Genomic DNA, 25837 nt, shown 5'->3' on the forward strand with positions numbered 1-25837 from the left:
TCTCACCTTTATATTTAGACTTCAATCATCATTTTACACATTTTTACACAAAAAAGGGAGTATCAAATTAGTATCTGATACTCCCTACGTAAAATAAAGCTTAATAATTGATGTAGAAGTCAGGGGTACTCCATGATTGCGTAAAGACACCAATCCCAGTACTTGAATTTTCAGCGGCAACGTATGAGCCGTTACCTAATGAAATAGCCACGTGATATGGTGCACTATCACTGCCCCAGAACAACAATGAACCGTATGGTGCGTTCGCCACATCAGTATGATGAGTCCCTAAGGTAGCTTGTTGGTAGGTTGTCCGGTAGCTGGAACTCAAGCCGTACACATATTGAACAAGGCCCGAGCAGTCAAACCCAGTCGATAACGAACTTCCACCATAAAGATACCCAATACCACCATTAGCAATTGCTAAGGCTGCAGACACACCGCCGCCACGAGCCATGCTACCAGTACTGGTCGTTGTGGTGGTAGAAGATGACGAGCTACTACTTGTAGTGGTAGTTGTCGTCGTTGCACTAGCACTGGTGGCAGTTGCCGTCGTTGAACTGGTCGTAGCACTTGAAGTGGTTGCTGAGCTGGTTGAAACAGCGCTGCTAGTTGCTGATGATGCAACACTTGAGCTTGTCGCTGCCGTTGAACTCGTAGCCGTAGCTAAACTTGAGGCTGCACTGGTGGCCACCGCAGAACTGGCTACAGATGAACTCGCAGCGCTAACACTAGTAGCACTTGAGGCTGCAACCGTTGCCGATGAAGTTCCACTAACGGTCGATGTTGTTGCAGCGTTCGACGTTGTCGCTGCGCTTGAACCGGTAGATACACCTGGAATATTAATTGTTTGACCTGCAATGATTAAGTTAGCATCAGCTAATTTGTTAGATTTTACAATGTCATCAATTGAAACGTGATACTTTTGTGAATAGCCCCAAACAGTATCTCCCTTTTGAATTTGTAATGAGTCAGCATGTGCAACTTGTGTGCCAGCCACCAATAATGCTGCTGCGCCCAAGGTCCCGACCATTGTTTTTTTGACTGCTGAGTTAATAATAAATCACTCCTAAGAATATTTTTATATTTAGTCCAACCGAACGTACTCAGTTGATGGGATCATGTTAGCGCTGTTAGATTTCATTTAAATGCCATCCTGATTACATATTTTTACAAATATTACAACAAAACTTAAAATCAAGTTCAAAAGTGCATGATAACGGGACAGTGTTTGTAACAAAGTCACAAAAAATTCAATAAATTCATTATTTCTTAAATAATTATGCATTTTTAATCAGAAAGTTAATAATTATATAAAATTCGTCTATTTATTAATAGGTAAATCTAAGCAGTTAAATTATTTTTTTGTGTTTAAGTTCCGTTTTCTTTTTTTATGACCATTAGATTGCATTTAAAATTATGGCCTCTTCATTTAACATTTAAGATATTCTATAATAAAAGTAAGCTTATAGATGGCACATAAGAAGGGATTGCTATGGAAAAAATATTAGTCATTGAAGACAGTAGTGATATGCAGGAAATGCTTGTCAATCTATTATCACCAAAATATCAAATTACAAGTGCCTATTCCGGCACCGAGGGCCTACTTCTGTTCAACCAAGTTCCCTTTTCGCTAATCATCCTAGATCGAATGCTCCCCGGAAAAAGTGGTGCAGAGGTACTGGCTGCTATCCGACTAACATCGCAGATTCCCGTTATTATTCTAACGGCCCTTGACGATGCCAGCGAAATCGCACAATTTCTTCTTGCTGGTGCCAATGATTATATTACGAAACCATTTAATATTGATGAACTAAGTGCCAGAATTACCGTTCAACTAAGAAATACCGCGCCGCAACAGTCCAAAGTTCTTACTTATCGAAAAATCACACTCAATTCTGCCCAGTTCATCATTTCTAATGGGCAGCATCAGTGCTCCTTAAAGAAAAAAGAACTTGCAATCATTCAACTTCTTTTTTCACATCCCAATACTATTTTCACAAAGGAACACCTCTACGAAACTATCTGGAACGAACCATTCTTGGATAACGAAAATACGATCAATGTTCATCTAAGTAATTTAAGACATAAACTAAATCAACTAGATCCGACGCACAAGTATATTGAAACCATTGTAAGTTCTTTAATAATTTTACCGTGATTAAGAATACCAAACTTTGTCACCATTTGATAAAGTTCGCCCAAAATATGACTCGAAATTAAAATTGTAATTTGCCTTGTTTGGTTCAGCCTGATCAGTAAATTGCGGAACTCAACGATCGCAATCGGATCTAAACCATTAATTGGTTCATCCAAAATTAAAAAATCAGGCTGATTTAATAATGCGATTGCTAGTCCCAATTTCTGTCGCATACCAAGCGAAAAATTTTTAAACTTTTTATTTTTAGTATCCGACAGTCCCACAAAGTCTAATGCTTCATCCACGGCATTACGATTAACGATTCCTTTAACCTTACAGTAATACTTCAAATTTTGACGTGCAGTCAATTCATTATTAGCAACCGAGGTTTCAATAACGCTCCCCGTTCGTGTCAGTTGTTTCATATACCCTTCACCATGAGTTCGGCCAAATAGCAAGATTTCTCCCTTATCTTGATGAATCAAACTGACAATTGTTTTCAAAATAGTTGTTTTTCCTGCGCCATTCCGACCGATTAACCCGTAAATGTCACCCTGATGAATGGTTAAATTTATATCATCCAAAACGACCTGTTTTCCAAAGGATTTTCTAACATTCCGTAATTCCAAAACACTATCCATAATGCTCGCCTCACTTTCATCCTAATCATAACCAATAACTATTAACGGTCTATTAACCCAAATCTTAATTATTTATTAACTGATTTATTTGCAAAAATTTCATTTGTGTATTTTTTAACAAGAAAATAGTGACAAGCACTTTTTTGCATGATATACTTATGCCAATCATTAGTTATGAAGTTAAAATTAATTGGAGGGATTATCATGGAAAATACCTTATTCGAAATAATCGACTTTTCCGACACTCGTGTGATTATTAAAGTCACTGCCCTTAACGCGCTGGATGTCGCCTTTCATCCATTTTTAGATAGCAAGATGGCATACATTTCCGTTCAACGTGGAGCCCAGCCAACCTTCTCAGTTATTAATCATGATGGTCATGTCACAACTCGATTCACTCTCACGACTGATGATCGTCATGTTGAACCCGTTGAACGCGAATTAGCCAGTGCTGTAAAAAATTTCGCCGCTCAGAAGCCAATTTTTATTAACCAATGTACGGATGCGCTACCTGAATCCATTCGGCCAATTATCAATCAAGACACAGAGTTACCTTATTCGCTTGTATTACACTTCGAAAACTATCAGGACCTCACACTTGATTTCAAAACTAAATTTGATCGTCAACAATACATCGACACCAAATTACCCCAATTTGCCAACTAAAAAGGCTCGTTACCTGCCACCTTATCTTTTCGGTGTCAGATAACGAGCCTTTTAAATGGCATCTACCATAACGAAGTCCCGTGCGCAGTACCAATCTTAAATGCAATAATACCACCAATAATAAACAAAGCAGCTAAAAGCAGTACCCACAAAAAGCCCCAGTCATGGCGCGGTGGTTGCTTTTCCGAATTTGCTTCCTTGGCAGAAGCGTAGTTGGCATTCGGATTTTGCTGCGATAGATTATTGTCATGCTTCACGGCTGGTCGTGGATTCGACTGTGTTTGACGCTGACGTTGAGCCTCAACGTTTCTTTCGATTCTTTTTTTAGCGCTTTCAAATTCTTCGTCAGTTGGCTGACGGCCATTTTTACTCTCGAACCGAGCGCTCCATTTTTTTAATTCATCATCCATGACAATCTAATTCCCTTCTGAATTGCGGTCATTAATTCATGCTTCAATTATATAATACAACGGTCAAAATTAATAAGAAAAAATGGTTTCGAATGTGTCATCCAAAACCATTTGTCGTTTTATTTATGTTTTAGATAGACTTCATAAAGTTGAGCATAGACATCAAGATTATTGTCTAACAATTGTCGATAGGCATGTGCCGTACTTGCATACGGTTCTTCTTCACCAGAACTCAATGTACTCTTAATCTTATTAAGGACCGTAATAAATTCCGGATCCTTTGCAGCCTGCTCCGCCAAGTAATAAACATATTCCTTGGCCACCTTAATCACCAGATCAGTAGGCATTTGCCAAACGCTGGGCGCTTTTTTCATCATGCTGATATCGCCCATTGAAAAACCATCATCCTTTAAAATCGCTGCGAACTCATGTTCATGCCCCTGGTATACCCCCATGAACTTATTCGCATTATCATAGTAATCCATAATATAATCTCCATTCAACAACAGTCAACTGTATGTATTTGATATCCCGTACTCCGTCCCCAAACGGTACAAGTATAAATCATTATATACTCAATCCCCTTGATGATTCAAATACTTATTCAATTAACATTTACTTTACTATCTGACACATTAAAAAGCCAGTTATTTAGCATAATTTCACTAATTCGGCAAAAAAATAGTGAGCACTCTCGCTCACTAATCATCTGTTATCTTTGTGGTGCCGTCGTACGATCGAGTACCTTACCCATTGTTTCTTGTCCTAATACCAAAATAGCGATCACGGCGATTAAAATCGCACCGAAAAAGATGCCGAAAATTAACGTCAAACTAACTTTTTGTGCGATTAGCTGACCAACTAGTAACGGACCCACAATTCCACCGAGACGTCCGACACCGGCTGCAAAACCTGTTCCGGTTCCCCGGACACTTGCAGTGTACTGTTCCGGTGAATAAGCGTACAACGTTCCCCAAGCACCTAGATTGAAAAACGACAACAGTATGCCCGTCGTTAATAACATCGGCAAGCCAGCCGCATTTCCAAATCCCAGCGCGCTAATTGCAGTCCCCGCTAAAAATAACGCCAACACAGTTTTACGGCCCCAACGTTCAATCAACCATGCGGCAACAAAGTATCCAGGTAACTGAGCCAAGGTCATAATCAATACATAGCCAAAACTATTCACAACGCTGTACCCTTTTAAAACCATCACACTCGGTAACCAAAGAAACATTCCGTAATATGAAAACACAACCATGAACCAAACGATCCATAGCATCAGCGTGGATTTGGCATTCTCCGGTCGCCAGATAGCCTTAACACGTTGCACAAATCCTGGCCGTTGTTTAGCCTCCTGCCGAACTTCATTTAAGGAATCATGAATACTGTAGCGTAAATAAAACGCATAGAGGGCCGTCAAAGAGGCTCCAATTAGTGCGACACGCCAGCTCCATCGTGGAATCACAAAGTACGAAATAACCGCCGCAATGAGCCAGCCGCCGGCCCAAAAGCTCTCTAGCAAAACAACAATCCGGCCCCGCTCTTCTACGTCCACACTTTCAGACACGAGCGTAGATGCGACAGGCAATTCTCCGCCAAGGCCCATTCCAACAATAAAACGAATGATAATAAAGATCAGATAGCTAGTAGCTAATGCGGACAGCCCACTTCCAACCGAAAAGATCAGTAACGTTAGGATCAAGATATCCTTACGACCAAACCGATCTGCTAGTGCACCAAATAAAACAGCTCCGACTGCCATGCCAATGGAACTAACGCTTCCTATCCAGCCCATCTGAACACTCGTCAAATGCCACTGCGGTGCGACCGCGGCAATCACGAAGGACAGCATCCCCACATCCATCGCATCAAACAGCCACGCAAATCCCGACGCGGCAAGTAACTTGTTTTGACCAACTTTTTTAATTAGAATCTCCCCCAAATTTTTATATTGATCACATTTTGCATGTGTCTTGACACCATAGGTGCAACTCATATCCTACTTTGCTTGGGGGTGTCTTGTCAATCCTAATTATTCATATAGAATTTCGTTATCTCTTAATTTCTGTCTAATTTCATCCATTTGTGAAGCTTGTTGCACCGCGATCAAATGACTATGAACACCATCTGTTAACTCAGACAGGAGATGGCCCTTAAAGCGTTGTAGGTGATACATAAACTGATGAACATCGGATTCATTCCGGATTGTCAGCTGTCCACTAAGTTGTCCGTATATCGGATGGTCAACAGCCACATTTAACACAGTCCCACCAGCATGAATAATCAATAGCAGTTCTTGTTCAGTCTGGGCCAACGTATGCTGACAAACAACCGTAAATTGCAGCGGTTCTACTGGTTCGGCATATTCATACCCCATCGGTGTCGCTAAAATATCCTCACCACCCGCACGAAGCAGTGCAATATCGCCCACAATGGTTTGACGACTCACACCAAACTCTTTGGCAAAATGAGTTGCACTAACTGCCTTTTTAGCGGATAACAAAGTGCTTTTAATTTTTTCTTGTCTTACTTTTCCATTTTCCATAAAATTGCCTACCTAACACTTAAATAATTACAACTTAATAGCTATTATTTTACCATTAAGTCACTGCCAGCCACCACTTCAATCCAAAAAATACCCGTCCAATTAAGACGGGTACGACATTATTCAGATAAAGCTTCCAGCGCAAACCGATTAATTAACTCCGCTGTTGCTCTGGCTAAAGCCATGCCAAACGTATACTCGGTTTGCGTACCATTCATATTGAACGCCAATGTTAACCGATTACCAAACGTCCCAGCGGCAATTTGATACATTGGTGCCTGACGAAATCCACCCGTCATAACAAATGACGTAATGTGATGACCGGTAAACTTTAATCGCTGATCATCAATGACGCCGAAATTTGTGTAAGCAACTTCTCGCACATGATAGTTGTCTTCCACGATTTGCTGCAGTTTTGCTAACGGTTCGTGCTGGTATTGTTTCAGCAGACCCGCTACCGAATCTAAGCACTGCATTTCTTGTTTACGCGTAATCATGGCTTGATGGAATCGTTCCACCAGCGTGGTGAACGGTTCATCTAGCTCAGTCACAAGTGACAAATTATAGCGGGATGTCATATTAGCGATTTGCACCGTCTGCTCTGGACAAGTCGTAAATTGACGCATATCCGTTGGGCACGCTAATGCAATTGAATGCGTTCCTGAAAAGCTTTGCATTACGCGACCAAACGCCGCCATCACAACATCATTAACCGTTACGTGCTGTTGATGAGTTGCCCGAAGGAGCCGTTTCGTTTCAAGTGTAGCTAACTGCACCCGCCCGACTTGATATTGCGATCCACCATCTGATTTCAATCGCGGCAATTTTAGTGCCTCGTCTGGATGATCAGTTTGCTGTGCAGCTGCTGGATGATAATCACGCACCAGTGTCTCAAGCCAATCTAAATTTTGACTATTAGTCACAGACTCAACTGCAGATGGTCCAGCTGAATAGGCCTGAGCAATAAGATAGAGCAACTGTTTACTGCCAGCACCATCCGTCAAAATATGACTAATGTATAGTGTCAACTTTGTTGCATCGCCAGTATCATTCCAATACACCCGCAATTGTGGCTCACGCATCAGATCCCAATTCTGGCCATCTTGATCAACATCCTTAATTGCTGGAAAAATTAAATCGGTCACATCATCCGTAACCTGAACCCACTGGTTAGTCTTCATCTCGTAACGACACAGTAACTCCGGTACAATCTGGCTCACAGCGGTCAAAGCGGTTTTAAAGCGCGGCAAATCTAGTTGTGGCTCAATTTGCATCTCCACTCGTACAACCGGATATAAAATGTCGAGTCCGATTGTATGCAAAATATTCAGTGGTTCACCTTCATACGTTTGCATCTGCTCATCTTCTTTACAAGTTTCCCTTATTGTATCACGATTCATGAAATCGTTTTATGAAGAATTCCTATAGTCGTTGATCCAACAGAGCTTGTTGTAAGTCGGCCAATGATTTACTCATAAACACCATATAACGGTCTGGATTGGTTAACCGTTGCGTTTCGTCTGGTAACTGCGCCAACCGGCCTTTTGAAAAGCGTTGAATTTCAAAAACACTTTTATCGGTTGACTGCGCTAAATTGACCGTTTGTTGTAACTCGCGTGCATCAAAATCCTGGATGACTGTCGGATTTTTAACACTCAGTGGATCACTGTTGATGACTTCCAGTGGTCGGCCATCAATACGCTCATCGGCCAAGGCAATCACATCCGCAAAGGCTTTATCCGTTCCGGGATAAAATAAACGATACGTCCGCTTACGACCTGGTAGCGTTATCTTCTCGCGACTGCCGCTAATTTTAATCTTCGGAATTATTCTCCCGTCACGTTCGATTGCAGCCATTTTATACACACCACTCAATACCGGAGACGACGAACTTGTGATCAGCTTCTCGCCAATGCCAAAGTTATCAATCGGCGCCTGTTCTTGAAGTAATGCCGTAATCACATTTTCATCTAAAGCATTCGATACCGTAATTTTAGCCTGCATAAAACCTGCTTGGTCCAGCATCTGACGCGCTTTTTTGGTCAGATAACCAATATCACCGGAATCAATTCGAATGCCCACCGGTTGATGACCGGTAGCAACCAACTGCTGAAATACTTTGATTGCATTTGGAATTCCTGATTTGAGCACATCATAGGTATCGACTAGTAATGCACTATTATCTGGATATATTTCAGCCCACTTTTGAAAGGCTGTCAATTCATCATCAAATGCTTCTACCCAGCTATGCGCCATGGTGCCAGCGGCTGGAATCTGAAATTGCTTGGCGGCTAAAACATTCGATGTACTACTGCAACCACCAATAATCGCTGCTCGAGCACCGTATGTCGCACTATCTGGTCCCTGAGCACGGCGCGCACCAAATTCCATTACCGGCCGCCCAGCGGCAGCATAGTTAATGCGCCGTGCTTTAGTCGCAATCAAAGATTGATGGTTAAGGATATTTAAAACTAGGGTTTCTAACATTTGCACTTGAACTAACGGGCCTTCAATCGTCATCAACGGTTCGCGTGGAAAGATTGGCGTCCCTTCTGGAACCGCTGTAATTTCACAGTCCAATTTAAAATTCGCCAAGTAGTCAATAAAAGCCTCATCGTAAAGCTTCAACTGTTTAAAATAGGCAATATCTGACGCATCGAAATGTAATTTTTGCAGTTCCCCCACTACTTGCTGTAATCCAGCCGCGATCACAAAACTGCCCTCATCAGGAACCCGTCGGAAAAAGATATCAAAAGTAGCCCGGTCCTTTGGTAACTGCTGCAAAAAACCATTGGCCATAGAATACTCGTATAAATCAGTTAATAATGCCAAATTCCTCAAAATGAATCCTCCTCAGTAGGTGTAAAGACACCTAAATGTTGGATTAATTATAGCACTGTTCGAAATTACTTGGCAAAAAACAATAGTTTCACTACGCAATGACGTCAATATCTAGGCGGCCTAAATTGGTAATTTCGGCACGCAAATGATCGCCGTCCTTTAAATATTGTTCTGGTTCACGTCCGACACCCGTGCCACTGGGCGTCCCAGTAAAAATTAAGTCTCCCGCTTGTAACTTAATAATTGATGAAAAATAATGAATCAGTGCTGCTGGATCAAAAATCATCTGCTTTAGCTGCGCCCGCTGCACCTCTCGATCATTCACCAAGGTTCGAATTTCTTGATAACCTAAATCATCAATTTCATCTGGTGTCGTCAAGTACGGCCCAATTGGTGAATAATGTTCAAATGACTTTCCGAGTGAAAATTGCGCGGGTGAATTTGCAAACTGCACGTCGCGATCCGACAAATCTTCCCCAACCATGTACCCTGCAATATGATCTGCAGCATCGGCGGTCGAAATGTTGCGACCAGCCTTGCCAACCACCACTACTAATTCAGTTTCCCAGTCGGTGCGTGGCCCATGACGGCGAATCGTAGTTGTTGGCCCAGTTAGTGAACTTGAAAATTTGGTGAAGGTACTCGGCGTTTGTGGCAGTGCTAAATGGATTTCTTTCGAATGATCAAGATAGTTCATTCCCACCGCTAAAATTTGATGTGGTTGCTTGATTGGTTGCTGTAATGTAGCCATTTGAAAGGTTTCAATTGGTCCCAACTTCAGCTCTGGCTCGGACATCAAAGCGGCCGCTACGACACTGTTACAATTAAGAATCGGACGTCCATGGTCGGCATCCAAAATTAAAAATGGTGATCCCTGTTTTCTGCCAATTTTCATTTAACTCTCTTCTTTCCAATAAGTTCCCAATTAGTTCGGCAACTTCTCCTCATAAATAGCGTGATCCAATTTGGCACTTACCGCCATTCATTGGACCACGCTATCATTTTACTTCATTAAAATTATCCGACCCGGCGCATGCCTTTGTTCGAGTAAGTCATGGCCTTTCACTACACCTTGCAATGTCAGTGGTAACGTCTTAAAAATTGGTACTTGCAACGTTTTATCAGATAACATCGTGGCCAGTTTTTGAAGGGCGATTCGATCATGTTGCGCATCTAGTGGGCGAATATGTTCGAACAGGACTTGAGGTTTGTCCTGCAAATTATTAGCTTCACCAACGGAAGCAGCTCGACCACCATCACGAATAACGGCACTGATTAGCGCTTCATTATTGCCGTTCATTGCCGCGTTAATCACAACATCAAATTGATCGGCAAACTTCTCATTAATATCTTCTTGATCATAAAATGCGAGCTGATCCAGTGCTAATGATTGGAGTGTGGTGTGATTCTTTGATGATCCCACACCGACAACATAGGCGCCAAGGTGTTTGGCGACTTGCGCTGCAATCATACCAACACCGCCGGTTGCTCCGTTAACTAGAACCCGATCGCCAGCCCGCACATGAGTAAATTCGGTCACAGCATTATATGCCGTAATACCTGGTGTAATAATAGCTGCGGCCTGCTCAAGCGAGACATTTTGTGGTTTTTTGATTAATCGATTAACCGAGAGTTTTGCAAATTGGGCGTACGCAGGTCCTGCATGGCCAATAATCACGTCATCGAGTTGAATCGTCGTCACGTCATCACTTTTAGCAACCACTCGCCCCACAATATCACGGCCCGGAATCACTGGAAAATGATTCCCACCAATAACCCCCATTCGCTGAATGCGTTCAAAGTTGTTAATTCCAACAGCCAATGTTTCAACAATTACTTGATTCTGACCCGTAATCTTTGGTTGATCAACTTCTAATTCTTCAAAAACGTCCGGTTTACCAAACGATTGGTATCCAAATGCTTTCATTGCATCACCTCCATGTTACGTACATTGTACACGTTTTCACTCTAAAAATCCTATTCCTAGTCTCCAACTTTAAAAAGATCAAAAAAGAGAATCCCGAGGATTCCCTTCTTTTGATCTTTTTAACTAAATTACACCTTGAGCCAACATGGCATCGGCAACTTTCTTAAAGCCGGCAATATTGGCACCTGCTAAGTAGTCTTTACCAAAGCCATATTGCTTAGCGGCTTCAGCCGATTCGGTGTAGATATTTTGCATAATTTTTTCTAATCGCTGATCAACTTCTTCAAACGTCCATGACAGGCGTTCACCATTTTGACTCATTTCCAACGCTGAAACGGCAACTCCACCGGCATTAGCGGCTTTGGCTGGTCCCAGTAAAACATCGGATTTATGGAAAATTTCAACAGCTTCCGGAGTACATGGCATGTTGGATCCACAGTTGACAACTGTCGCACCATTTTGTGCAATCCGTGCAGCACGGCCACCGTCAATTTCATTTTGGGTCGCACATGGCAAAGCAATATCGTAGTCTAAATCAAAGTCCCAAACTGAGCCTTCGTGGTATTCAGCCGTATCAACACGGTCAGCATAATCTTTAATTCGACCGCGTTCCACTTCTTTAATTTGTTGCACAATCTTGTAGTCGATACCATTTGGATCGTACACAAATCCATTTGAATCTGAAGCTGTTAAAACAGTGGCTCCCAGCTCAGCGGCCTTTTGAATGGCGTAAATAGCAACATTTCCGGCCCCAGAAACTTTGATCTTCTTACCGTCTAATGACTCATCCTGATCAGCAAGTAATGCTTGCGTAAAGTAGAGTAACCCGAACCCTGTTGCTTCGGTTCGAGCCAAACTACCACCATAACTCAGGCCTTTACCAGTCAACACACCAGCCTGGTAGCCACGAATCTTCCGGTACTGGCCGTATAGATAACCAATTTCACGACCACCAACACCAATATCACCAGCAGGGACATCAATATCTGGTCCAATATGGCGTTGTAATTCAGTCATGAAACTTTGAGCGAAGCGCATAACTTCGCCGTCTGACTTCCCCTTAGGGTTAAAGTCACTTCCACCTTTACCACCACCAATTGGGAGGCCGGTTAAGCTGTTTTTAAAGATTTGTTCAAATCCTAAGAATTTGACAATTGATAAGTTGACACTGGGATGGAACCGCAGTCCACCTTTGTAAGGTCCGATTGCAGCGCTAAATTGTACACGGAATCCACGGTTTACTTGAACGTTACCTTTATCATCGACCCATGGAACACGGAATTGAAAGGCCCGTTCTGGTTCAATCAGCCGTTCGATTAAGTTGGCCTGAATGTATTCGGGATGTTTTTCTAAAACCGGAGTGATTGTGTGGAAAAAGTTATCCACGGCTTCTAAAAACTCTGGTTGATTAGGATCTCTCTTTACAAGTGACGCACGTACGTTAGCTAAATATTCTTTTGCTTCTGACATCTACACATCATCCTTTCAATTCAAATTATTAAAATTATATCATATTAGAGAATTCTAAAAATATATTTTTCGCTAAAATTTATAATTCCTTGATTTAACAAGGAAAGCAATCATTATACTTTTATTTCTCTCATCAAATATTAATAATTCTTCATAATTTTAAGTGTGACTCTCATATTAATTCCAACTTGCTATCAAACTTAATAAGTTAAATATTGTTCGGAATCGCTTACAATATTTAAAAAATATGTTATCACTTTTTAAAACATTCTACATCAGGAAAAGCAAAAATGACCAATTTTTATACTTTTCTATCAGCAGCATGTATTAAATATTACCAAACATGGTTCTGTCACCCGCGGACATAAAAAAAGCGATGCATTTTTTCACTGCATCGCTAAAATTTAAGAACTAAATTTTACGACCCGGATTTAAAATGTTATTCGGATCAAACGTTAACTTAACTCGTCTTTGTAGATCAACAAGCTCCTGTCCTAATTGCGGCAAAACCCATTGCTTTTTAATTTCACCAATTCCATGTTCGGCCGAAATCGTGCCCTCAATGGACTGAACATACTTGAAAATTTTTGAAATTGCATCCTGCACGTCAGCTGGTATCGAGTCCGAATCTCGTGGAATCGCAATGTTGGGATGAAAGTTACCGTCGCCAGCATGACCACCTAAAAATGCCGTCACATCGGTAGTAAACGTTAGCTGTTCCACAAAATCAGCTAGATCTGGTAATTTTGACAATGGAACGGCTACATCTTCAACGATTAACCGACCATATGCCGCCTCAGCACGATAGTAGTCCTGACGAATTTGAATAATCTTTTGTGCATATTCCGCATCATCAGTCACTGAAACGTGCAATGCGCCTGCGTCACCTAAAATTTCTTGCAACGCTTCTACGGCCCCTGCCGGCGCCCCTTCAAGTTTGAAGATCAAGAGGGCCTTGGCAACACCACCATTGCCTAGATCCGTTTTCTCCAAACGGTCCAGCGCTTCAATCGAAGTATCATTTAAAGCTTCCATCATCGATGGATACAGCCCGCTGGCTGAAATTTTTTGAACGCCAATGCTCAATTGCTTCATGTCAGCAAAAGTAGCCAAGCCAGTGACAGGTTTGCCAAACGGAATCGGCAATAACTTGACAGTGGCTGCGACAATTACTGCTAACGTGCCTTCTGACCCCACAAGCAGATCGGTTAAATCGTATCCAACATTATCTTTAAACGTCTTACTTCCCGTATTAATTAGCGTACCATCGGCCAATACAATTTGTAAGCCAATCACGGACTGCTTAGTTGTGCCATACTTTAATGAACTCATGCCACCGGCGTTAGTGGCAATATTTCCACCAATGGAACTAATTGGTTTTGAGCCTGGATCTGGTGCAAAGAAATAGCCTTGCTTACGCACTTCCTTATCCAGATCAGCATTCAAGACGCCCGCCTGAACCACTGCGTACTGATTAGGAATATTAATTTCTAAAATTTGATTTAATTGCGATAAATCCAAAACGATACCGTCATCCAACCCTGCAGAACTGTTCACAATAGAACTACCAGCTCCCCATGCCGTCACCGGGATCTTGTGATGATTTGCAAATCTTAGCGTTGCCTGAACATCCTCAACACTGTGAGCTTCAACCACTGCGAGCGGCTTATATACTTTAACCACCTCTTGCGTGGAATCATCTTTCCCAAATTTTGCTAATGTTTCTGAGTCGGTAATTATCCGACCATCCTTTAATGACAATTCACTAATATCTGCCATCATCACGTCATCTCCTACTAAAATTTAAAGTTCTTAAATCAAAACCTAACCCCGGGTATAGTGTACCGCTAAACGGTCACCAATCCACTGAATAATTTGCACAATAATCACTAAAATGACGATTACGCTGATTAAAACACCTGTTTCATAGCGATTATACCCAAATTGAATAGCGAGATTACCAATTCCACCAGCCCCAATCGTTCCGACCATGGCTGAATAACCAATCAAACTAATAATTGTTAAAACAATTCCCCGAATTAATGAAGGCAGCGCTTCTGGGAATAAAACATCGGAAAAAATGAGGAAAAATCCAGCACCCGTTGAACGCGCCGCTTCGATCACCCCTTGATCAATCTCGGCAAATGAGCTTTCCGCAATGCGGGCAAAGAATGGAACCGCAGCAACGGATAATGACACAGCACCCCCCATTGGCGTATATGGATCACCAGCCACTAGTTTGGCGAACGGGATCAAAACAATCATTAGGATCAAGAACGGGAATGATCGGACAGCGTTGATGATAAACCCAACAACATTGTTCACGGCTGCCCGCGGTGAGAACAAAGGATTAGAGTAGTAGTACAACACTAACCCGAGAAGGGTTCCCAAAACAACCCCAATGATCCCAGAAATCACGACCATCTCAAACGTTTCCCAGAGCGCTTGGCCAAGGTTCTCTTGTAAAATTGTAATTGTTTCGCTCATTGTTCGTCCTCCTCAACACCATCAACCTTTTCATGAAATAGCCGAACCGCTTGATTGATCGCCTGTGGCTCCCCGGTAATAAAAATCCCCAGCGTCCCAATAGCGTTTGATTGAATAAACTCAATCCGCCCTTGCAAAATACTAATATCAACTCCGGCTGTTCCAGCAATCTCAGTAATTACGGGATCCAACGAGTCATCCCCGTGATACTTCAGTGATAGGAAACGTCCGTTTGATTTTCGTAGTTTAAAGCGCACCTCATCGGGTAGTTCATCATCTAAGAAGCGATTGACCAACCGTTTTGCCATATCTGATTGTGGGTCTGCGAATAGTTTATAGGCGGTTGTCTGTTCAACTAACTCGCCGTTTTCCATCACTGCCACCCGATCAAACAGGTTCTTAGCGACCTCCAACTGGTGGGTAATGAAAACAATTGTGATATGCAATCGTTCATTAATATCCTTTAAAATCGTAATGATTTCTTCGGCAGTTTCGAGATCCAACGCACTTGTGGCCTCATCACACAACAGAATATCGGGATCATTGGCTAGCGCCCGTGCAATGCCCACCCGTTGTTTTTGACCACCAGAAAGTTGGGCGGGATAATTAGCCTTTCGATCCTGTAAACCGACTAAGGCCAACAACTGATCAATTTTTTCAGGTTGTTGTTTCTCCGGATATCCTCCAGCAGTCAACGCAAACCCAATGTTTTGGGCAATTGTTCGATTGTTAATGAGATTAAAGTTTTGAAAAATAAAGCCAATTTTCTTCCGGGCTTGGGCAAGTTGTGACTTGTTGGCCTTATTGATTTCAACTCCGCTCACAGTTACTTCCCCGGTCGTCGGCTGTTGAAGTCCGTTAATTGTTCGTACCAGCGTTGATTTACCAGCACCGGATAATCCCACAATACCGAAGATTTCACCCTTTTCGATACTTAACGATACGTCCTTAACAGCATTAATCGTCGTCCTTTTTTGTTCAAAAGTAACTGAAACATTTTTGAGTTCAATTTGGCTCATAGTTTACCTCCTAGTTCCAAGATGCTGGCTTGTCAAAGTCTTTAAACTTGGAATCATTGATTGCTTTCTTAAATTTGTCACTCTTCAAAACTGATTTAACGGCCTTGGCAAATTTGGAATTCTTTTGACTAGTCTTTACAACAAAGACTTCCTTATAATCTTCTTGCAGTTTTTCAAGTGCCAATGCTGAACTTGGCTTGATTTTAGCATTCCATGAGTAGTTACCAGGAATTAATGCAATTGTCACATTGTCACGAGATTGTGGTAATTGGGCCGCATCCAAAGTCTTGAATTGCAGATTCTTTGGGTTAGACGCAATGTCTGACAAACTGGCCTTAGAAACATCGACATTCGCTTTCAGCGTAATGAGTTTGTTAGCTTGCAATAATTGCAACGAACGCGCTAAGTTGGATGGATCATTAGCCAACGAAACTTTATCGCCGTCTTTCAAATCGCTTAAGGATTTAATTTTCTTAGAGTAGATTCCCATTCCCAAGGTTGGTGTTTCACCTAATGCTGTCAGCTTTAAGTGGTTCGCCTTTGAGAAAGTCTTCAAATAAGCAGTGTGCTGGAACAAGTTGGCATCAATTTCGCCTGAAGATAATGATTTATTTGGTTGAACATAATCATTAAATTCTTTGATTTTAACGTTATAACCCTTTTCTTTTAATAGCGGCCCCATCACGTCTTTTGCCATATCACCATAAGGTCCTGGTGCTACCCCAATCGTGACATCCTTCAACTTAGCGTTTGAATTAGACGAGTTTAATCGTGTAATCCCAAAAATTGCTACAAATAAAACAATAATCACACCTAATCCCAATAACCACTTTGTATTTCTTCTCATAACGTAACTCCCCTTTTCCAATATGCTTTCTATTCCTTAAATTAAAAAATCGCCCTTTATCATTACTGATAAAGGACGACAGAGCCGTGGTACCACCTTACTGAGTGCACGTCTGCACCCACTCAATTCTAAGGTAACGGTTAGAAAACCGACATTAGCTCACCGGAGGCTCGCCAACATGATATTTTCATTAAGACCATATTCTTAATACTCAACACGTCCATCTCTCAGCAGTTAATGGCTCTCTGTATCCAGCGAAATATTAATACTCATCTTTTAATTTAATGTGACCATTATGAATTTTACGTGGCATTTTGTCAATGGATTTTTAATTAAAACATCATTATTCTCTAAATAATAATCATTTATATAACATAAAGTCGAACAAAGCCACGTCTAAAGTAAGGCCACCAACTCGGCTGGATGCCTTAAAATGATAGTTGCTCGATCGAATTCTCTTGGATCTTTTGCACCCCACACCGCCGCCTTAAATTGAATTCCGGCTGCACGGGCTGCCTGCTCATCGACGCGATCATCACCAATATATACCGTTTTTCGATGAACGCTGTCAGCCTTAGCTATCGCTAAATTCAGCGGAGCAGGATCTGGTTTATGCATGTGCGTTTCATCCGCCGTTACAACGACTGTCATCATTCGCAAAACCGCTGGATCCACACTTTTCAAATCCGCCCGACTTCGCGACGTTACAATTCCTAATGGTATGCCGGCCTCATAACACTGCTGAAGCACGCGCAGGATTCCTGGAAACAACGGTTCTGAAAATTGAGGAGTGCCTGCCAACTCTCCATACGCCTGCTCAACAGCTTGAAATTTATCTGGGGAAACTTGTAAAAAAGTTAAGGCTTGGTCGACTGGCATCGCAAACGATTGCCGCAACATTGGTAAAGAAACACGAATCCCATAGGACGGTAAAACTGTTTGCATAATTTTTTGATAAGCATCGAAACTATCTATCAACGTACCATCGACATCAAAAAGAATTAATTCCAGTTTTGATTGCATATCAGTCTCCATTTCTCACTAGATTGAAGCACGAACGTTAAGTGTTGAGGCGATAATTTGATCTTTGACCACTTGATCAGGTCGTTCCAGTTGGTTGATCACCGTTGTCATCGCTGCTTGCCCTACTCCAACCGCATCTTGCTCAATGCTTGCAATTGGCGGATTGGTAAGGGCCGTCCAATGCCAATCATCAAACCCACATAGGCCAATATCCGCCGGAATTCGTAATTGCAAATCATTAATCAACTGCATCACCTGCATTAGTAGTCGACTATTACTAGCAAAAATCACTGCCGGTTCCTGATTTTGTGTCAGTGTGCCAATCTTTTGTTTGATTTCATGGCGTATTTCTGGCGGTACAGATTCGGTAATCTCTAGCAATTCACATTGAATTTTGTTGCGACGAGCAATTTCTTTAACGCCCCGAACCCGATCAAATCGTGCCTGAGACACATCAATGGGTTCTGAAATGATCAAAATTCGCTGATAACCCCTTTTGGCAATCAAACTCCCCAAATGTCGCGTTGCTTCATAATTATCAACACCCACAAATGGCCATTGGTTAGAATCCGTCACTCGATCCACAAACACTGTTGGCAATTCTCCAATAATTTCTTGATAGTCGGTGCTCTTCCGACTCATCGGTTGAATAATAAGACCCTCTAATGACTGATCCTGCAATTGTCTGAGCGACTCATGCTCTTGCTCGAATGAATTATTCGAATCCATAATCAACAATTGATACTGGTGCACTCGTGCAACTTTCCCCGCGCCACTAATCATCTTAGCCGAATACAAATTTGCCATATCAGCCACGACAACACCAATTAACCCTGTTTTTTTGGTTTTTAACGTCTGTGCTTGACGATTGGGATGATAATTCAAATCCCGAATTGTTGCTTGAATTCGCTCACGAGTGCTATCAGACATCTTTTGAAAGTTACCATTCAGATATCTCGATACTGTTGATTTAGAAACACCGGCAGCAGTCGCTACTTGGTCAATCGTCATTTTTTTCATGAGGAATATCCTTTCCGTTTTGGTTATGATACCTTCATTTTACGCGTTCCCGACAAGTGGTGAAAGAGACTTCATGGATTTAGCCAAACATTTTCCACGCAATGAGTTCGTTAATAATCGCCACTAACCAAACAACTGGTAGGCCAGTCTTCATGAAGAGCCGATTGTCGACCTTGGTATAGGTTAATGCCCAAATATTCCAGGACTGGGTGACATCTATGGCCACGGCCAATAATGTTGGCACGTATAAAACCGGCAGTAAAAACCATTGCGAAAATAATCCGGTAGCAGTCAGTACTGCGGCTGTGGCAGCACCTGCACCCCACACATGAAGCGGCCCTCGGAAAAGGGCCAAGGGGGCCAATATGCCAAGACCAACTGCTAGCCACAACGTTTGATGCGGCAACAACAATTCAAAAATTGATTTAAACCGTGGTGTATTGGCCGTTGCCGACGCGGTAAACATTGCTAGTGCTAGTAGGAAAAAAATTAAATCCGCAATATCCGCAACCGCCCGTTTCATTGTCTGATTCATAAAGGTCAATCCTTGTCGCCCATGAGCTAAATGGCCGGTTAACAACATCGCTAACACAGTTGACAGAATCAAAGCCGGAACCGCATCCCAATGGAGCAGCATATTTAATAACACTGGCACCAACGGTATTATGTACGTTATATATTGCCACCGATGTGTGATCACCAGATTCGCCGCCTGTGAAGACTCATTGTTAATTTGTGAAATTTCATTGTTATGGATGTCTTTGGCATGCCAGAGTAAAAAAAGAATAACGGCGATCAACTGTACGCCCATTCCGATCCAGCCAAATTTTAAGTATCGAGTCCCATAACTAACCGCTGGAAAGAAAGTTTTAATTTGATTAAATAACACCACATTAATATACATGGGTGCACCAATTGACAGTGTAAATGCGACAACCGCAATATGTTTAGGTAGACCAAGTGAAAATAAAATTGGAATCAAAATCACACCAATTGCAATGACTGATCCAACACCGTAAGCGCTCACAAAAATCAGCATTGTGACCAAGCAGACCAAGATGGCCGCCAAAATAGGCCGTTTACTCCCCACCCGTTGTGTCTGGTGACTAATATTCCCCGCAATACCACTATCAACCAGTACGCGACCAAACCAAGAACCAAATACAATGTATATAATCGTTGGCCCATAGTTTAAAGCTGGTTGCGCAAAAATTGTGTTAATTGCTTTAGTAATTGGAATTTGCCCGATGACCGTCCATAAAATTGCCATTCCGATAAATCCAATCGTTAAATTGCCACCCTTTGTGATAAAAATGATGAAAAAGATAAAACTGATAAGTAATAAACAACCAGTCAATATATCCATCATATTGCCATCTCCCAAATAAAAGTTTAAAATTAAGGAAACCGGTTTCCTAACTTGCTTGCGCTTAGTATAAGCATCTTGGTAAGCGTTGTCAATTTTGTATTTAATTGCACTTTATCGACTCTGTTCAGTACCAAACAATTGACAGCTACGGTTTAAAATGATCAAATGGACTATGGAAATTAGTGGTTTTATTACAGAGAAGGCCTCGTTTATTGAGCTTAGGCCTCAAAATATGAATGAAGTGGGGAATCATCATGTTTAAAATTATTACCGATTCTGCTTGCGACGTACCAACGGAGCTCATCGCAGCAGAGCAGTTACAACTTATTCCGTTACATATTACCATTCACGGGCAGACCCTCGAGGATACAAAAAATGCCCAACAAGTTAGCGATTTTTATAAACAGTTGCAGGCTGGCAGTCCTGCAACCACCTCGCAAATTAATGTTGGTGAGTTTGTTGCTTGTTTCACGGAAGCTCTCAAAGGCCAGCAAAAGTTGCTATACCTAGGCTTTTCATCAGCCATGAGTGGCACCTTTAGTAGTGCGGTTGCCGCGCGCGAACTCGTCCTCGCTAAAAATCCACAAGCTGAAATTGAACTCGTTGATTCACGAGCGGCATGTGGGGCCATGGGGTTGATGGTTATGCGTGCCTGTCAGATGCGTGCCAACGGCCAATCCTTAAAAGCCACTGCAGATTGGCTGACTGAGCATCGGCTAATGTTTAATCACCTCTTCACCCTTAGTAACTTGGACTATCTCGTTCGCGGTGGTCGGCTCTCTAAATCGAGTGCCATGATGGGCCAATTACTTCATATTCAGCCGATATTGGGAATTAACCCAGACGGTAAAATTGAACCGCTTCGCAAAACACGGTCAATGAAGAAAAGCCTGCAATCAATGGCGGATCAGGCCTTAGCCGAAATTCGTTCTGACAGGCCAGCCCAACTATTAATTGCCACCAGTGATGATCAACAAGTCGCTGAGCAGTTGAAGCAACTTATTCTTGCCCAGCTACCAGATGCAAAAATTGCGATCACGCCGATTGGCATTACCTTGGCCAGTCATACTGGGCCAAACTGTACGGCTATTTTTTATGAAAGTTTAGCAGCACGTCAATAATGAAATTTAGTGGCTGGGAAAAACTCCCAGCCATTTGTTTTGCTTGTGCTATGATGATCTTGAACTTAGTTCACTGATTTTCACAAGAAAGGAACTTCAATATGCAAGCACACCCTTACTTTGATCTTTCACTGCTCGAACCAAAGCGGTTCTACACTCGTACCAAAGCCTGCACCATTCTTGATATTGATCCTGACGTGTTTGATACCATCATTTTTGCTAACATTCAATCATACTCAAATACGGATTCGGAAACTCGAATTTTTACCGGCGCCGAAATTATTGGAGCTGTCGATAAATACTATCTCAAAATTCTGCAACAAGCTATTGTTACCGACCTTTCGAGTCTCACTAACCTGAACGACTCAGACTTTCAAGCCAAGTATGGGGTTACTCGTCAGCGGGCCGCAGACATCACCGACGATCCACAGCTACTACGGCACATCTACGATCACATTTTACTTGAGAATTACTATCCAGTCCCCAAGGGCGAGCGAAAACGACACTAACCAAAAGTTTATTGTTAAATCTTCCCATTTAGTTGTACCATGTTAAACGGTAACTTATTTGAGGAAGAAGAGAATACATTGTCTAAACACAACATTTTGATTGTCACCTGTGCCCTGTTACTGTCCAACGCCATGAGTGGGTTGGATAGTACGATCATCAACACCGCGCTCCCCGCAATTATATCCGACCTTCACGGGATAGAGCTCATGGGGTGGATCGTTGCCGTTTTTCTCTTAGGAACTGCGGTTAGTACGCCCCTTTGGAGCAAACTCGGTGAACACCTTGGCAATCAGGTCAGCTATCAAATTGCTGCCCTCCTTTTTGTCGTCGGATCATTACTACAAGGACTATCGACAAATATTACATTTTTAATTATTACGCGGACCATTGCCGGTATTGGAAATGGCGGCATGATCTCGTTACCCTATATTATTTACGCAACGATGTATAAAAATCCCCGTAAAAGGATGCAAGTCCTTGGCTTCGTTTCTGCCAGCTATAGTACGGCAACAATTATTGGCCCATTAGTGGGGGGCTTTATCGTCGATGCATTCAGTTGGCACTGGATTTTCTTTTTGAATGTGCCAATTGGGCTTCTTTCTGCGCTCCTCGTGAAACTGTACTACCGGGGTGCTAAGGAAGTCCGTAAGACGAGCCCCATCGATTACGTGGGGGCTACACTAATGACGATTGGTCTTGTTAGTCTGTTGACCGGCATTGAACTGATTGGCATTGCGAGTTGGCATTTAATTGCCCTGACCCTTATCGTGACCATCATCTGCTTTATTGCCATGCATCACTTTGAACAGCATGTACCTGATCCGATCATCCCCGGCCGTCTGTTCAAAAATCGTTCCTTAGTAATTGACTTTAGTCTGTTTGCATTGATCTGGGGGGCCTTTATCGGTTTTTTGATATACAGTCCGATGTGGGCCCAAGGGTTACTTGGCACTACGGCACTCATTGGTGGTGCCACCCAGATTCCCAGCTCCGTAACAGACTTCTTAGGTTCGGGGTCCGTCGCTCCCATGCGTAAATATTTTACCCCACAAAAAGTGATCGCGATTGGGATTATTACCTTGATCGTTTCATTCGTTTTACTGCTTGTAATGGGAATTAAAACACCCTACTGGTTAATCCTGATTGCTGCAGCATTTGAAGGATTTGGCAACGGTGTCTGCTTTAATGAGCTACAAGTCAAAGTTCAGCAGGATGCGGCCGTAGACGACATCCCCGTGGCAACCTCATTTAGCTTTTTAATTCGAATGCTGAGCCAAACATTTATGGCTTCCATCTTTGGCATCATCATGAACCATGCCCTCCGAGATGGTGTTGCCGCCGCAAATGGTAAAATCACCATTGCAATGATGAATAAACTCAGTGATGCAACCAATCTAGCCTCACTGCCCACCCAATTGATTCCGCAAATGCGTGTTATCTTACATGCTGGCCTGCAAAACATCATGCTAGTGTCGTTAGTTTTAATGTTCATCGCACTGATTATCAATCTCTGGGCGCAATCAATTGAGAAGACTAAAATCGCAATCAATTTGGCCAAATAAAAAAATCCTGATTTTTCAGGATTTTTTATTTACGCCGATTTTTCTGAAATTCATAGAAGCTATACCGGACGGTTCTGTTTAGGTAATACGTCAATAATCCCATCACAACCAGCCATAGGATCAAGAATATTAAGGCTACTCCAGCGCTAATGTTCATCGCACCAAATGCAATCAACGATACGATTCCAAAGACAATCACTAGAGCAGGATAAAAGGTTCCCCAAAACTTTGCCTGTTTCTGCATTGTTTGTTCATCCATAACTTTATCCTCCTTTGTTCACATGTTTACGCCTTCATTATATCGCTAAAACGCATGCATAAACAAAAATTTCAACTTAATTTCCCTGAATTTGCGTCTTTGATCACTCTTAAATGATAATTTAGTTAAACCGATCCGCCATCTGTTGACTATTGTGTGAAAACCCTTTATCATTTTTCAAAAATACTTGGAGGTTTTGCCATGCAAAACGTTTATTTTAACCATGACGGTAACGTTGATGATCTCGTCTCACTACTATTACTACTACAAATGCCTAATGTTAACCTTCTTGGAGTCGGCGTGATCGATGCAGACGGCTATGTTGACCCCGCATCATCAGCATCCCGCAAAATTGTCGATCGTTTTGGTCACCCTGATCGCAAACCAGCAGCCATTGCAAAATCGAATTCACGTGCAGCGCATCAATTTCCCAAGGAGTGGCGCTTAAGTGCCTTTTCATTCGATGACTTTCCAATTCTTAACGAACATGGTCAACCCGAAACACCACTTGCCCAACTCCCTGCTCACCTAGATATGGTCGAAAAAATTAACCAATCCGATCAAAAAGTTAAGCTTGTCATGACGGGACCACTTACTGATTTAGCACGGGCCCTCCAAGCTGATCCCACCATTGTCAATAACATTGATGCACTCTACTGGATGGGTGGTGCGATGAATAGTCAGGGAAACGTCGCCGAGCCCGGACAGGATGGAACAATGGAATGGAACGCCTATTGGGATGCCGAAGCCGTCAAAACTGTTTGGGACTCACCGATCAACATCACCATGGTTGGTCTCGACAGTACAGATCAAGTACCGCTCACGCGTGAATTGCGGAGTCGCTGGGCGCGCCAAAGAAAACACCCAGCCCTAGATCTCATTGGTCAGGGATACTCACTCGTCCATTCGTTTGAAGCCAACTCGACTTACTACTTGTGGGATGTGCTGACAACACTTGTCAGCAATTACCCAGACTTAGTTGATTCAATTAACGTTAAAAGTGACGTAATCAGTACCGGCGCCGCACAAGGTCGGACATTCATCACTGATCAAGGACGCGACATTACCTTTGTTACCAATGTTCACGCTGAACAATTCTTTGATAAGATCGATGAACTAGCTAAGTTAGCTGACCATTAATCACACATCACATATAAATGGACCACGAAGAATGAAATCCCCCACAATCACTAGACCTTTGATCTAATCATTGTGGGGGACTGTAGCCTTAAAATTCTTCGTGGTCCATTATTATTCTCTTACTAAAATAACATCACAAGGCGCATTTTGAACAACATAGTTTGAATTAGATCCGACAATCATTCGCTCAAATCGGTTCAACCCGGTTGCACCCATCACGATCAAATCCACCTGTTTTTCCTTTGGTAGTCGATCTGCTAATTCCGTCCGCGCATTACCATAGTAAATCATTGATTCAGCCATCACGCCTTCTGACTTGGCATACGCAACCGACTCATTCATGATTGTTTGAATTTTATCGCGTACTCCACGGATCAGATTGGCATCAAGCTGTGATGATACAACACTGCCAGTTACCAATGGTACAAAGCGACCATCATCCTCGATTGTGACTAACAATAGTTCTGCTCGATAAAGTTTTGCCAATTCTACGCCACGTTCCAACGCTAATTTTGACTGATCTGAGCCATCAATTCCGACCATTATCTTCTTATATGCTTTCATAGTAGTTGCCTCCTATTTCATAAAACAATGGTAGCTATCGTTGTCTTTATTTTAACAGGTATTCTTTTATAAACATAATGATATGAATAACACTCATCTAATTTTACTATGATTATGAAAGTAAACAAAAAACATCAGGCCCACACGACTGATGTCTAAAAATAACTTTCTTATTTTTCACTACAAGAATTTCTCTTATATGTTTGAGACGAATTGAGTACCTCAGAACATAAATATTATGACATAATGAAAGCGTTTTTACAAGGTGCTTTC

Annotated in this window: 26 protein-coding genes; 6 read left to right on the forward strand and 20 right to left on the reverse strand. The window is 42.2% G+C overall.

Features of this window, described 5'->3' with window-relative positions; translation table 11 throughout:
• Nucleotides 1–100: 100 nt before the first annotated feature.
• Nucleotides 101–1033, reverse strand: coding sequence for a C40 family peptidase (locus tag FC26_RS02635; protein ID WP_083483721.1), 933 nt, complete (start codon nt 1031–1033; stop codon nt 101–103).
• Nucleotides 1034–1495: 462 nt separating this feature from the next.
• Here FC26_RS02635 and FC26_RS02640 point away from each other — a divergent pair, with 462 nt between their 5' ends.
• Nucleotides 1496–2161 carry a response regulator transcription factor gene (locus FC26_RS02640; protein ID WP_057777653.1) on the forward strand — a complete coding sequence of 222 codons (666 nt, stop codon included), beginning with the start codon at nt 1496–1498 and terminating at the stop codon, nt 2159–2161.
• Here the strand turns inward: FC26_RS02640 and FC26_RS02645 are convergent.
• Nucleotides 2098–2781, reverse strand: a complete 684-nt coding sequence (locus tag FC26_RS02645; RefSeq protein ID WP_083483722.1) for an ABC transporter ATP-binding protein — start codon at nt 2779–2781, stop codon at nt 2098–2100. The genes FC26_RS02640 and FC26_RS02645 overlap by 64 nt on opposite strands.
• A gap of 204 nt (nt 2782–2985) precedes the next feature.
• Between FC26_RS02645 and FC26_RS02650 the strand changes: the two genes are divergently transcribed.
• Entirely contained in the window at nt 2986–3447 is a 462-nt protein-coding gene (locus tag FC26_RS02650) for a hypothetical protein (RefSeq protein WP_057777655.1), read from the forward strand.
• 62 nt (nt 3448–3509) lie between these two features.
• Here FC26_RS02650 and FC26_RS02655 read toward each other — a convergent pair whose 3' ends face one another.
• The 16 genes from FC26_RS02655 to FC26_RS02730 all read right to left on the reverse strand — a co-directional run bounded on the left by FC26_RS02655 (nt 3510) and on the right by FC26_RS02730 (nt 20408).
• A complete protein-coding gene (locus tag FC26_RS02655) occupies nt 3510–3857 on the reverse strand; it encodes a hypothetical protein (RefSeq protein WP_057777657.1) in 348 nt (115 codons plus the stop codon).
• Between the two features lie 119 nt (nt 3858–3976).
• The gene (locus tag FC26_RS02660; protein ID WP_057777659.1) at nt 3977–4342 is read right to left on the reverse strand and encodes a hypothetical protein; all 366 of its coding nucleotides are present in this window, start codon (nt 4340–4342) and stop codon (nt 3977–3979) included.
• 227 nt (nt 4343–4569) lie between these two features.
• The gene (locus FC26_RS02665) at nt 4570–5724 is read right to left on the reverse strand and encodes an MFS transporter (RefSeq protein ID WP_420835216.1); all 1155 of its coding nucleotides are present in this window, start codon (nt 5722–5724) and stop codon (nt 4570–4572) included.
• A gap of 168 nt (nt 5725–5892) precedes the next feature.
• The gene (locus FC26_RS02670; RefSeq protein WP_057777661.1) at nt 5893–6405 is read right to left on the reverse strand and encodes a transcription repressor NadR; all 513 of its coding nucleotides are present in this window, start codon (nt 6403–6405) and stop codon (nt 5893–5895) included.
• Nucleotides 6406–6524: 119 nt separating this feature from the next.
• Nucleotides 6525–7760: a hypothetical protein gene (locus tag FC26_RS02675; protein ID WP_057777663.1), complete on the reverse strand. Its 1236-nt coding sequence runs from the start codon at nt 7758–7760 to the stop codon at nt 6525–6527.
• Nucleotides 7761–7827: 67 nt separating this feature from the next.
• The gene (locus FC26_RS02680) at nt 7828–9249 is read right to left on the reverse strand and encodes a nicotinate phosphoribosyltransferase (RefSeq protein ID WP_191978872.1); all 1422 of its coding nucleotides are present in this window, start codon (nt 9247–9249) and stop codon (nt 7828–7830) included.
• Nucleotides 9250–9337: 88 nt separating this feature from the next.
• A complete protein-coding gene (locus tag FC26_RS02685; RefSeq protein WP_057777667.1) occupies nt 9338–10141 on the reverse strand; it encodes a fumarylacetoacetate hydrolase family protein in 804 nt (267 codons plus the stop codon).
• Nucleotides 10142–10249: 108 nt separating this feature from the next.
• Complete coding sequence (locus FC26_RS02690) at nt 10250–11173, reverse strand: NADP-dependent oxidoreductase (protein ID WP_057777669.1); 924 nt, start codon at nt 11171–11173, stop codon at nt 10250–10252.
• Between the two features lie 123 nt (nt 11174–11296).
• A complete protein-coding gene (gene gdhA / locus FC26_RS02695; protein ID WP_057777671.1) occupies nt 11297–12643 on the reverse strand; it encodes an NADP-specific glutamate dehydrogenase in 1347 nt (448 codons plus the stop codon).
• Nucleotides 12644–13054: 411 nt separating this feature from the next.
• A complete protein-coding gene (locus tag FC26_RS02700) occupies nt 13055–14425 on the reverse strand; it encodes an FAD-binding oxidoreductase (RefSeq protein WP_057777673.1) in 1371 nt (456 codons plus the stop codon).
• Between the two features lie 42 nt (nt 14426–14467).
• Complete coding sequence (locus FC26_RS02705) at nt 14468–15130, reverse strand: methionine ABC transporter permease (protein ID WP_057777674.1); 663 nt, start codon at nt 15128–15130, stop codon at nt 14468–14470.
• Nucleotides 15127–16149 carry a methionine ABC transporter ATP-binding protein gene (locus FC26_RS02710; RefSeq protein WP_057777675.1) on the reverse strand — a complete coding sequence of 341 codons (1023 nt, stop codon included), beginning with the start codon at nt 16147–16149 and terminating at the stop codon, nt 15127–15129. The genes FC26_RS02705 and FC26_RS02710 overlap by 4 nt, the downstream gene beginning before the upstream one ends.
• A gap of 10 nt (nt 16150–16159) precedes the next feature.
• A complete protein-coding gene (locus FC26_RS02715) occupies nt 16160–16996 on the reverse strand; it encodes a MetQ/NlpA family ABC transporter substrate-binding protein (protein ID WP_057777676.1) in 837 nt (278 codons plus the stop codon).
• Nucleotides 16997–17392: 396 nt separating this feature from the next.
• A complete protein-coding gene (locus FC26_RS02720) occupies nt 17393–18019 on the reverse strand; it encodes an HAD family hydrolase (protein ID WP_057777677.1) in 627 nt (208 codons plus the stop codon).
• An 18-nt stretch (nt 18020–18037) separates the two neighbouring features.
• Nucleotides 18038–19039 carry a LacI family DNA-binding transcriptional regulator gene (locus FC26_RS02725; RefSeq protein ID WP_057777678.1) on the reverse strand — a complete coding sequence of 334 codons (1002 nt, stop codon included), beginning with the start codon at nt 19037–19039 and terminating at the stop codon, nt 18038–18040.
• 79 nt (nt 19040–19118) lie between these two features.
• Nucleotides 19119–20408, reverse strand: coding sequence for a hypothetical protein (locus FC26_RS02730; protein ID WP_057777679.1), 1290 nt, complete (start codon nt 20406–20408; stop codon nt 19119–19121).
• 254 nt (nt 20409–20662) lie between these two features.
• On the opposite strand from FC26_RS02730, the gene FC26_RS02735 reads away from it, so the two are divergent.
• From FC26_RS02735 to FC26_RS02745, 3 genes are all read left to right on the forward strand, one after another.
• Nucleotides 20663–21529: a DegV family protein gene (locus tag FC26_RS02735; protein WP_057777680.1), complete on the forward strand. Its 867-nt coding sequence runs from the start codon at nt 20663–20665 to the stop codon at nt 21527–21529.
• A 101-nt stretch (nt 21530–21630) separates the two neighbouring features.
• On the forward strand, nt 21631–22038 hold the full coding sequence (locus tag FC26_RS02740) for a hypothetical protein (protein WP_057777681.1): 408 nt from the start codon (nt 21631–21633) through the stop codon (nt 22036–22038).
• Nucleotides 22039–22116: 78 nt separating this feature from the next.
• Nucleotides 22117–23601, forward strand: a complete 1485-nt coding sequence (locus FC26_RS02745; RefSeq protein ID WP_268872646.1) for an MFS transporter — start codon at nt 22117–22119, stop codon at nt 23599–23601.
• Between the two features lie 25 nt (nt 23602–23626).
• Here the strand turns inward: FC26_RS02745 and FC26_RS02750 are convergent, their stop codons facing one another.
• Nucleotides 23627–23860 (reverse strand): hypothetical protein, encoded by a 234-nt coding sequence (locus FC26_RS02750; RefSeq protein ID WP_057777682.1) that lies wholly within the window; start codon nt 23858–23860, stop codon nt 23627–23629.
• 201 nt (nt 23861–24061) lie between these two features.
• Here FC26_RS02750 and FC26_RS02755 point away from each other — a divergent pair, with 201 nt between their 5' ends.
• The gene (locus FC26_RS02755; protein WP_057777683.1) at nt 24062–25000 is read left to right on the forward strand and encodes a nucleoside hydrolase; all 939 of its coding nucleotides are present in this window, start codon (nt 24062–24064) and stop codon (nt 24998–25000) included.
• A gap of 111 nt (nt 25001–25111) precedes the next feature.
• Here the strand turns inward: FC26_RS02755 and FC26_RS02760 are convergent, their stop codons facing one another.
• Complete coding sequence (locus FC26_RS02760) at nt 25112–25564, reverse strand: universal stress protein (RefSeq protein ID WP_057777684.1); 453 nt, start codon at nt 25562–25564, stop codon at nt 25112–25114.
• Nucleotides 25565–25837: the final 273 nt, after the last annotated feature.

The organism is Paucilactobacillus vaccinostercus DSM 20634, from assembly GCF_001436295.1.
Taxonomy (GTDB): Bacteria; Bacillota; Bacilli; order Lactobacillales; family Lactobacillaceae; genus Paucilactobacillus; species Paucilactobacillus vaccinostercus.

Excerpts from the sequence above, each read along its gene's own strand:
- FC26_RS02755 (WP_057777683.1), top strand. The coding sequence starts at position 24,062 with ATGCAAAACGTTTATTTTAACCATGACGGTAACGTTGATGATCTCGTC.
- FC26_RS02685 (WP_057777667.1), bottom strand. The coding sequence starts at position 10,141 with ATGAAAATTGGCAGAAAACAGGGATCACCATTTTTAATTTTGGATGCC.
- FC26_RS02750 (WP_057777682.1), bottom strand. The coding sequence starts at position 23,860 with ATGGATGAACAAACAATGCAGAAACAGGCAAAGTTTTGGGGAACCTTT.
- FC26_RS02725 (WP_057777678.1), bottom strand. The coding sequence starts at position 19,039 with ATGAAAAAAATGACGATTGACCAAGTAGCGACTGCTGCCGGTGTTTCT.
- FC26_RS02715 (WP_057777676.1), bottom strand. The coding sequence starts at position 16,996 with ATGAGAAGAAATACAAAGTGGTTATTGGGATTAGGTGTGATTATTGTT.
- FC26_RS02665 (WP_420835216.1), bottom strand. The coding sequence starts at position 5,724 with ATGGATGTGGGGATGCTGTCCTTCGTGATTGCCGCGGTCGCACCGCAG.
- FC26_RS02735 (WP_057777680.1), top strand. The coding sequence starts at position 20,663 with ATGTTTAAAATTATTACCGATTCTGCTTGCGACGTACCAACGGAGCTC.
- FC26_RS02730 (WP_057777679.1), bottom strand. The coding sequence starts at position 20,408 with ATGATGGATATATTGACTGGTTGTTTATTACTTATCAGTTTTATCTTT.
- FC26_RS02675 (WP_057777663.1), bottom strand. The coding sequence starts at position 7,760 with ATGCAAACGTATGAAGGTGAACCACTGAATATTTTGCATACAATCGGA.
- FC26_RS02720 (WP_057777677.1), bottom strand. The coding sequence starts at position 18,019 with ATGCAATCAAAACTGGAATTAATTCTTTTTGATGTCGATGGTACGTTG.
- FC26_RS02635 (WP_083483721.1), bottom strand. The coding sequence starts at position 1,033 with ATGGTCGGGACCTTGGGCGCAGCAGCATTATTGGTGGCTGGCACACAA.
- FC26_RS02705 (WP_057777674.1), bottom strand. The coding sequence starts at position 15,130 with ATGAGCGAAACAATTACAATTTTACAAGAGAACCTTGGCCAAGCGCTC.
- FC26_RS02640 (WP_057777653.1), top strand. The coding sequence starts at position 1,496 with ATGGAAAAAATATTAGTCATTGAAGACAGTAGTGATATGCAGGAAATG.
- FC26_RS02700 (WP_057777673.1), bottom strand. The coding sequence starts at position 14,425 with ATGATGGCAGATATTAGTGAATTGTCATTAAAGGATGGTCGGATAATT.
- FC26_RS02740 (WP_057777681.1), top strand. The coding sequence starts at position 21,631 with ATGCAAGCACACCCTTACTTTGATCTTTCACTGCTCGAACCAAAGCGG.
- FC26_RS02650 (WP_057777655.1), top strand. The coding sequence starts at position 2,986 with ATGGAAAATACCTTATTCGAAATAATCGACTTTTCCGACACTCGTGTG.
- gdhA (WP_057777671.1), bottom strand. The coding sequence starts at position 12,643 with ATGTCAGAAGCAAAAGAATATTTAGCTAACGTACGTGCGTCACTTGTA.
- FC26_RS02710 (WP_057777675.1), bottom strand. The coding sequence starts at position 16,149 with ATGAGCCAAATTGAACTCAAAAATGTTTCAGTTACTTTTGAACAAAAA.
- FC26_RS02655 (WP_057777657.1), bottom strand. The coding sequence starts at position 3,857 with ATGGATGATGAATTAAAAAAATGGAGCGCTCGGTTCGAGAGTAAAAAT.
- FC26_RS02660 (WP_057777659.1), bottom strand. The coding sequence starts at position 4,342 with ATGGATTACTATGATAATGCGAATAAGTTCATGGGGGTATACCAGGGG.
- FC26_RS02690 (WP_057777669.1), bottom strand. The coding sequence starts at position 11,173 with ATGAAAGCATTTGGATACCAATCGTTTGGTAAACCGGACGTTTTTGAA.
- FC26_RS02645 (WP_083483722.1), bottom strand. The coding sequence starts at position 2,781 with ATGGATAGTGTTTTGGAATTACGGAATGTTAGAAAATCCTTTGGAAAA.
- FC26_RS02760 (WP_057777684.1), bottom strand. The coding sequence starts at position 25,564 with ATGAAAGCATATAAGAAGATAATGGTCGGAATTGATGGCTCAGATCAG.
- FC26_RS02670 (WP_057777661.1), bottom strand. The coding sequence starts at position 6,405 with ATGGAAAATGGAAAAGTAAGACAAGAAAAAATTAAAAGCACTTTGTTA.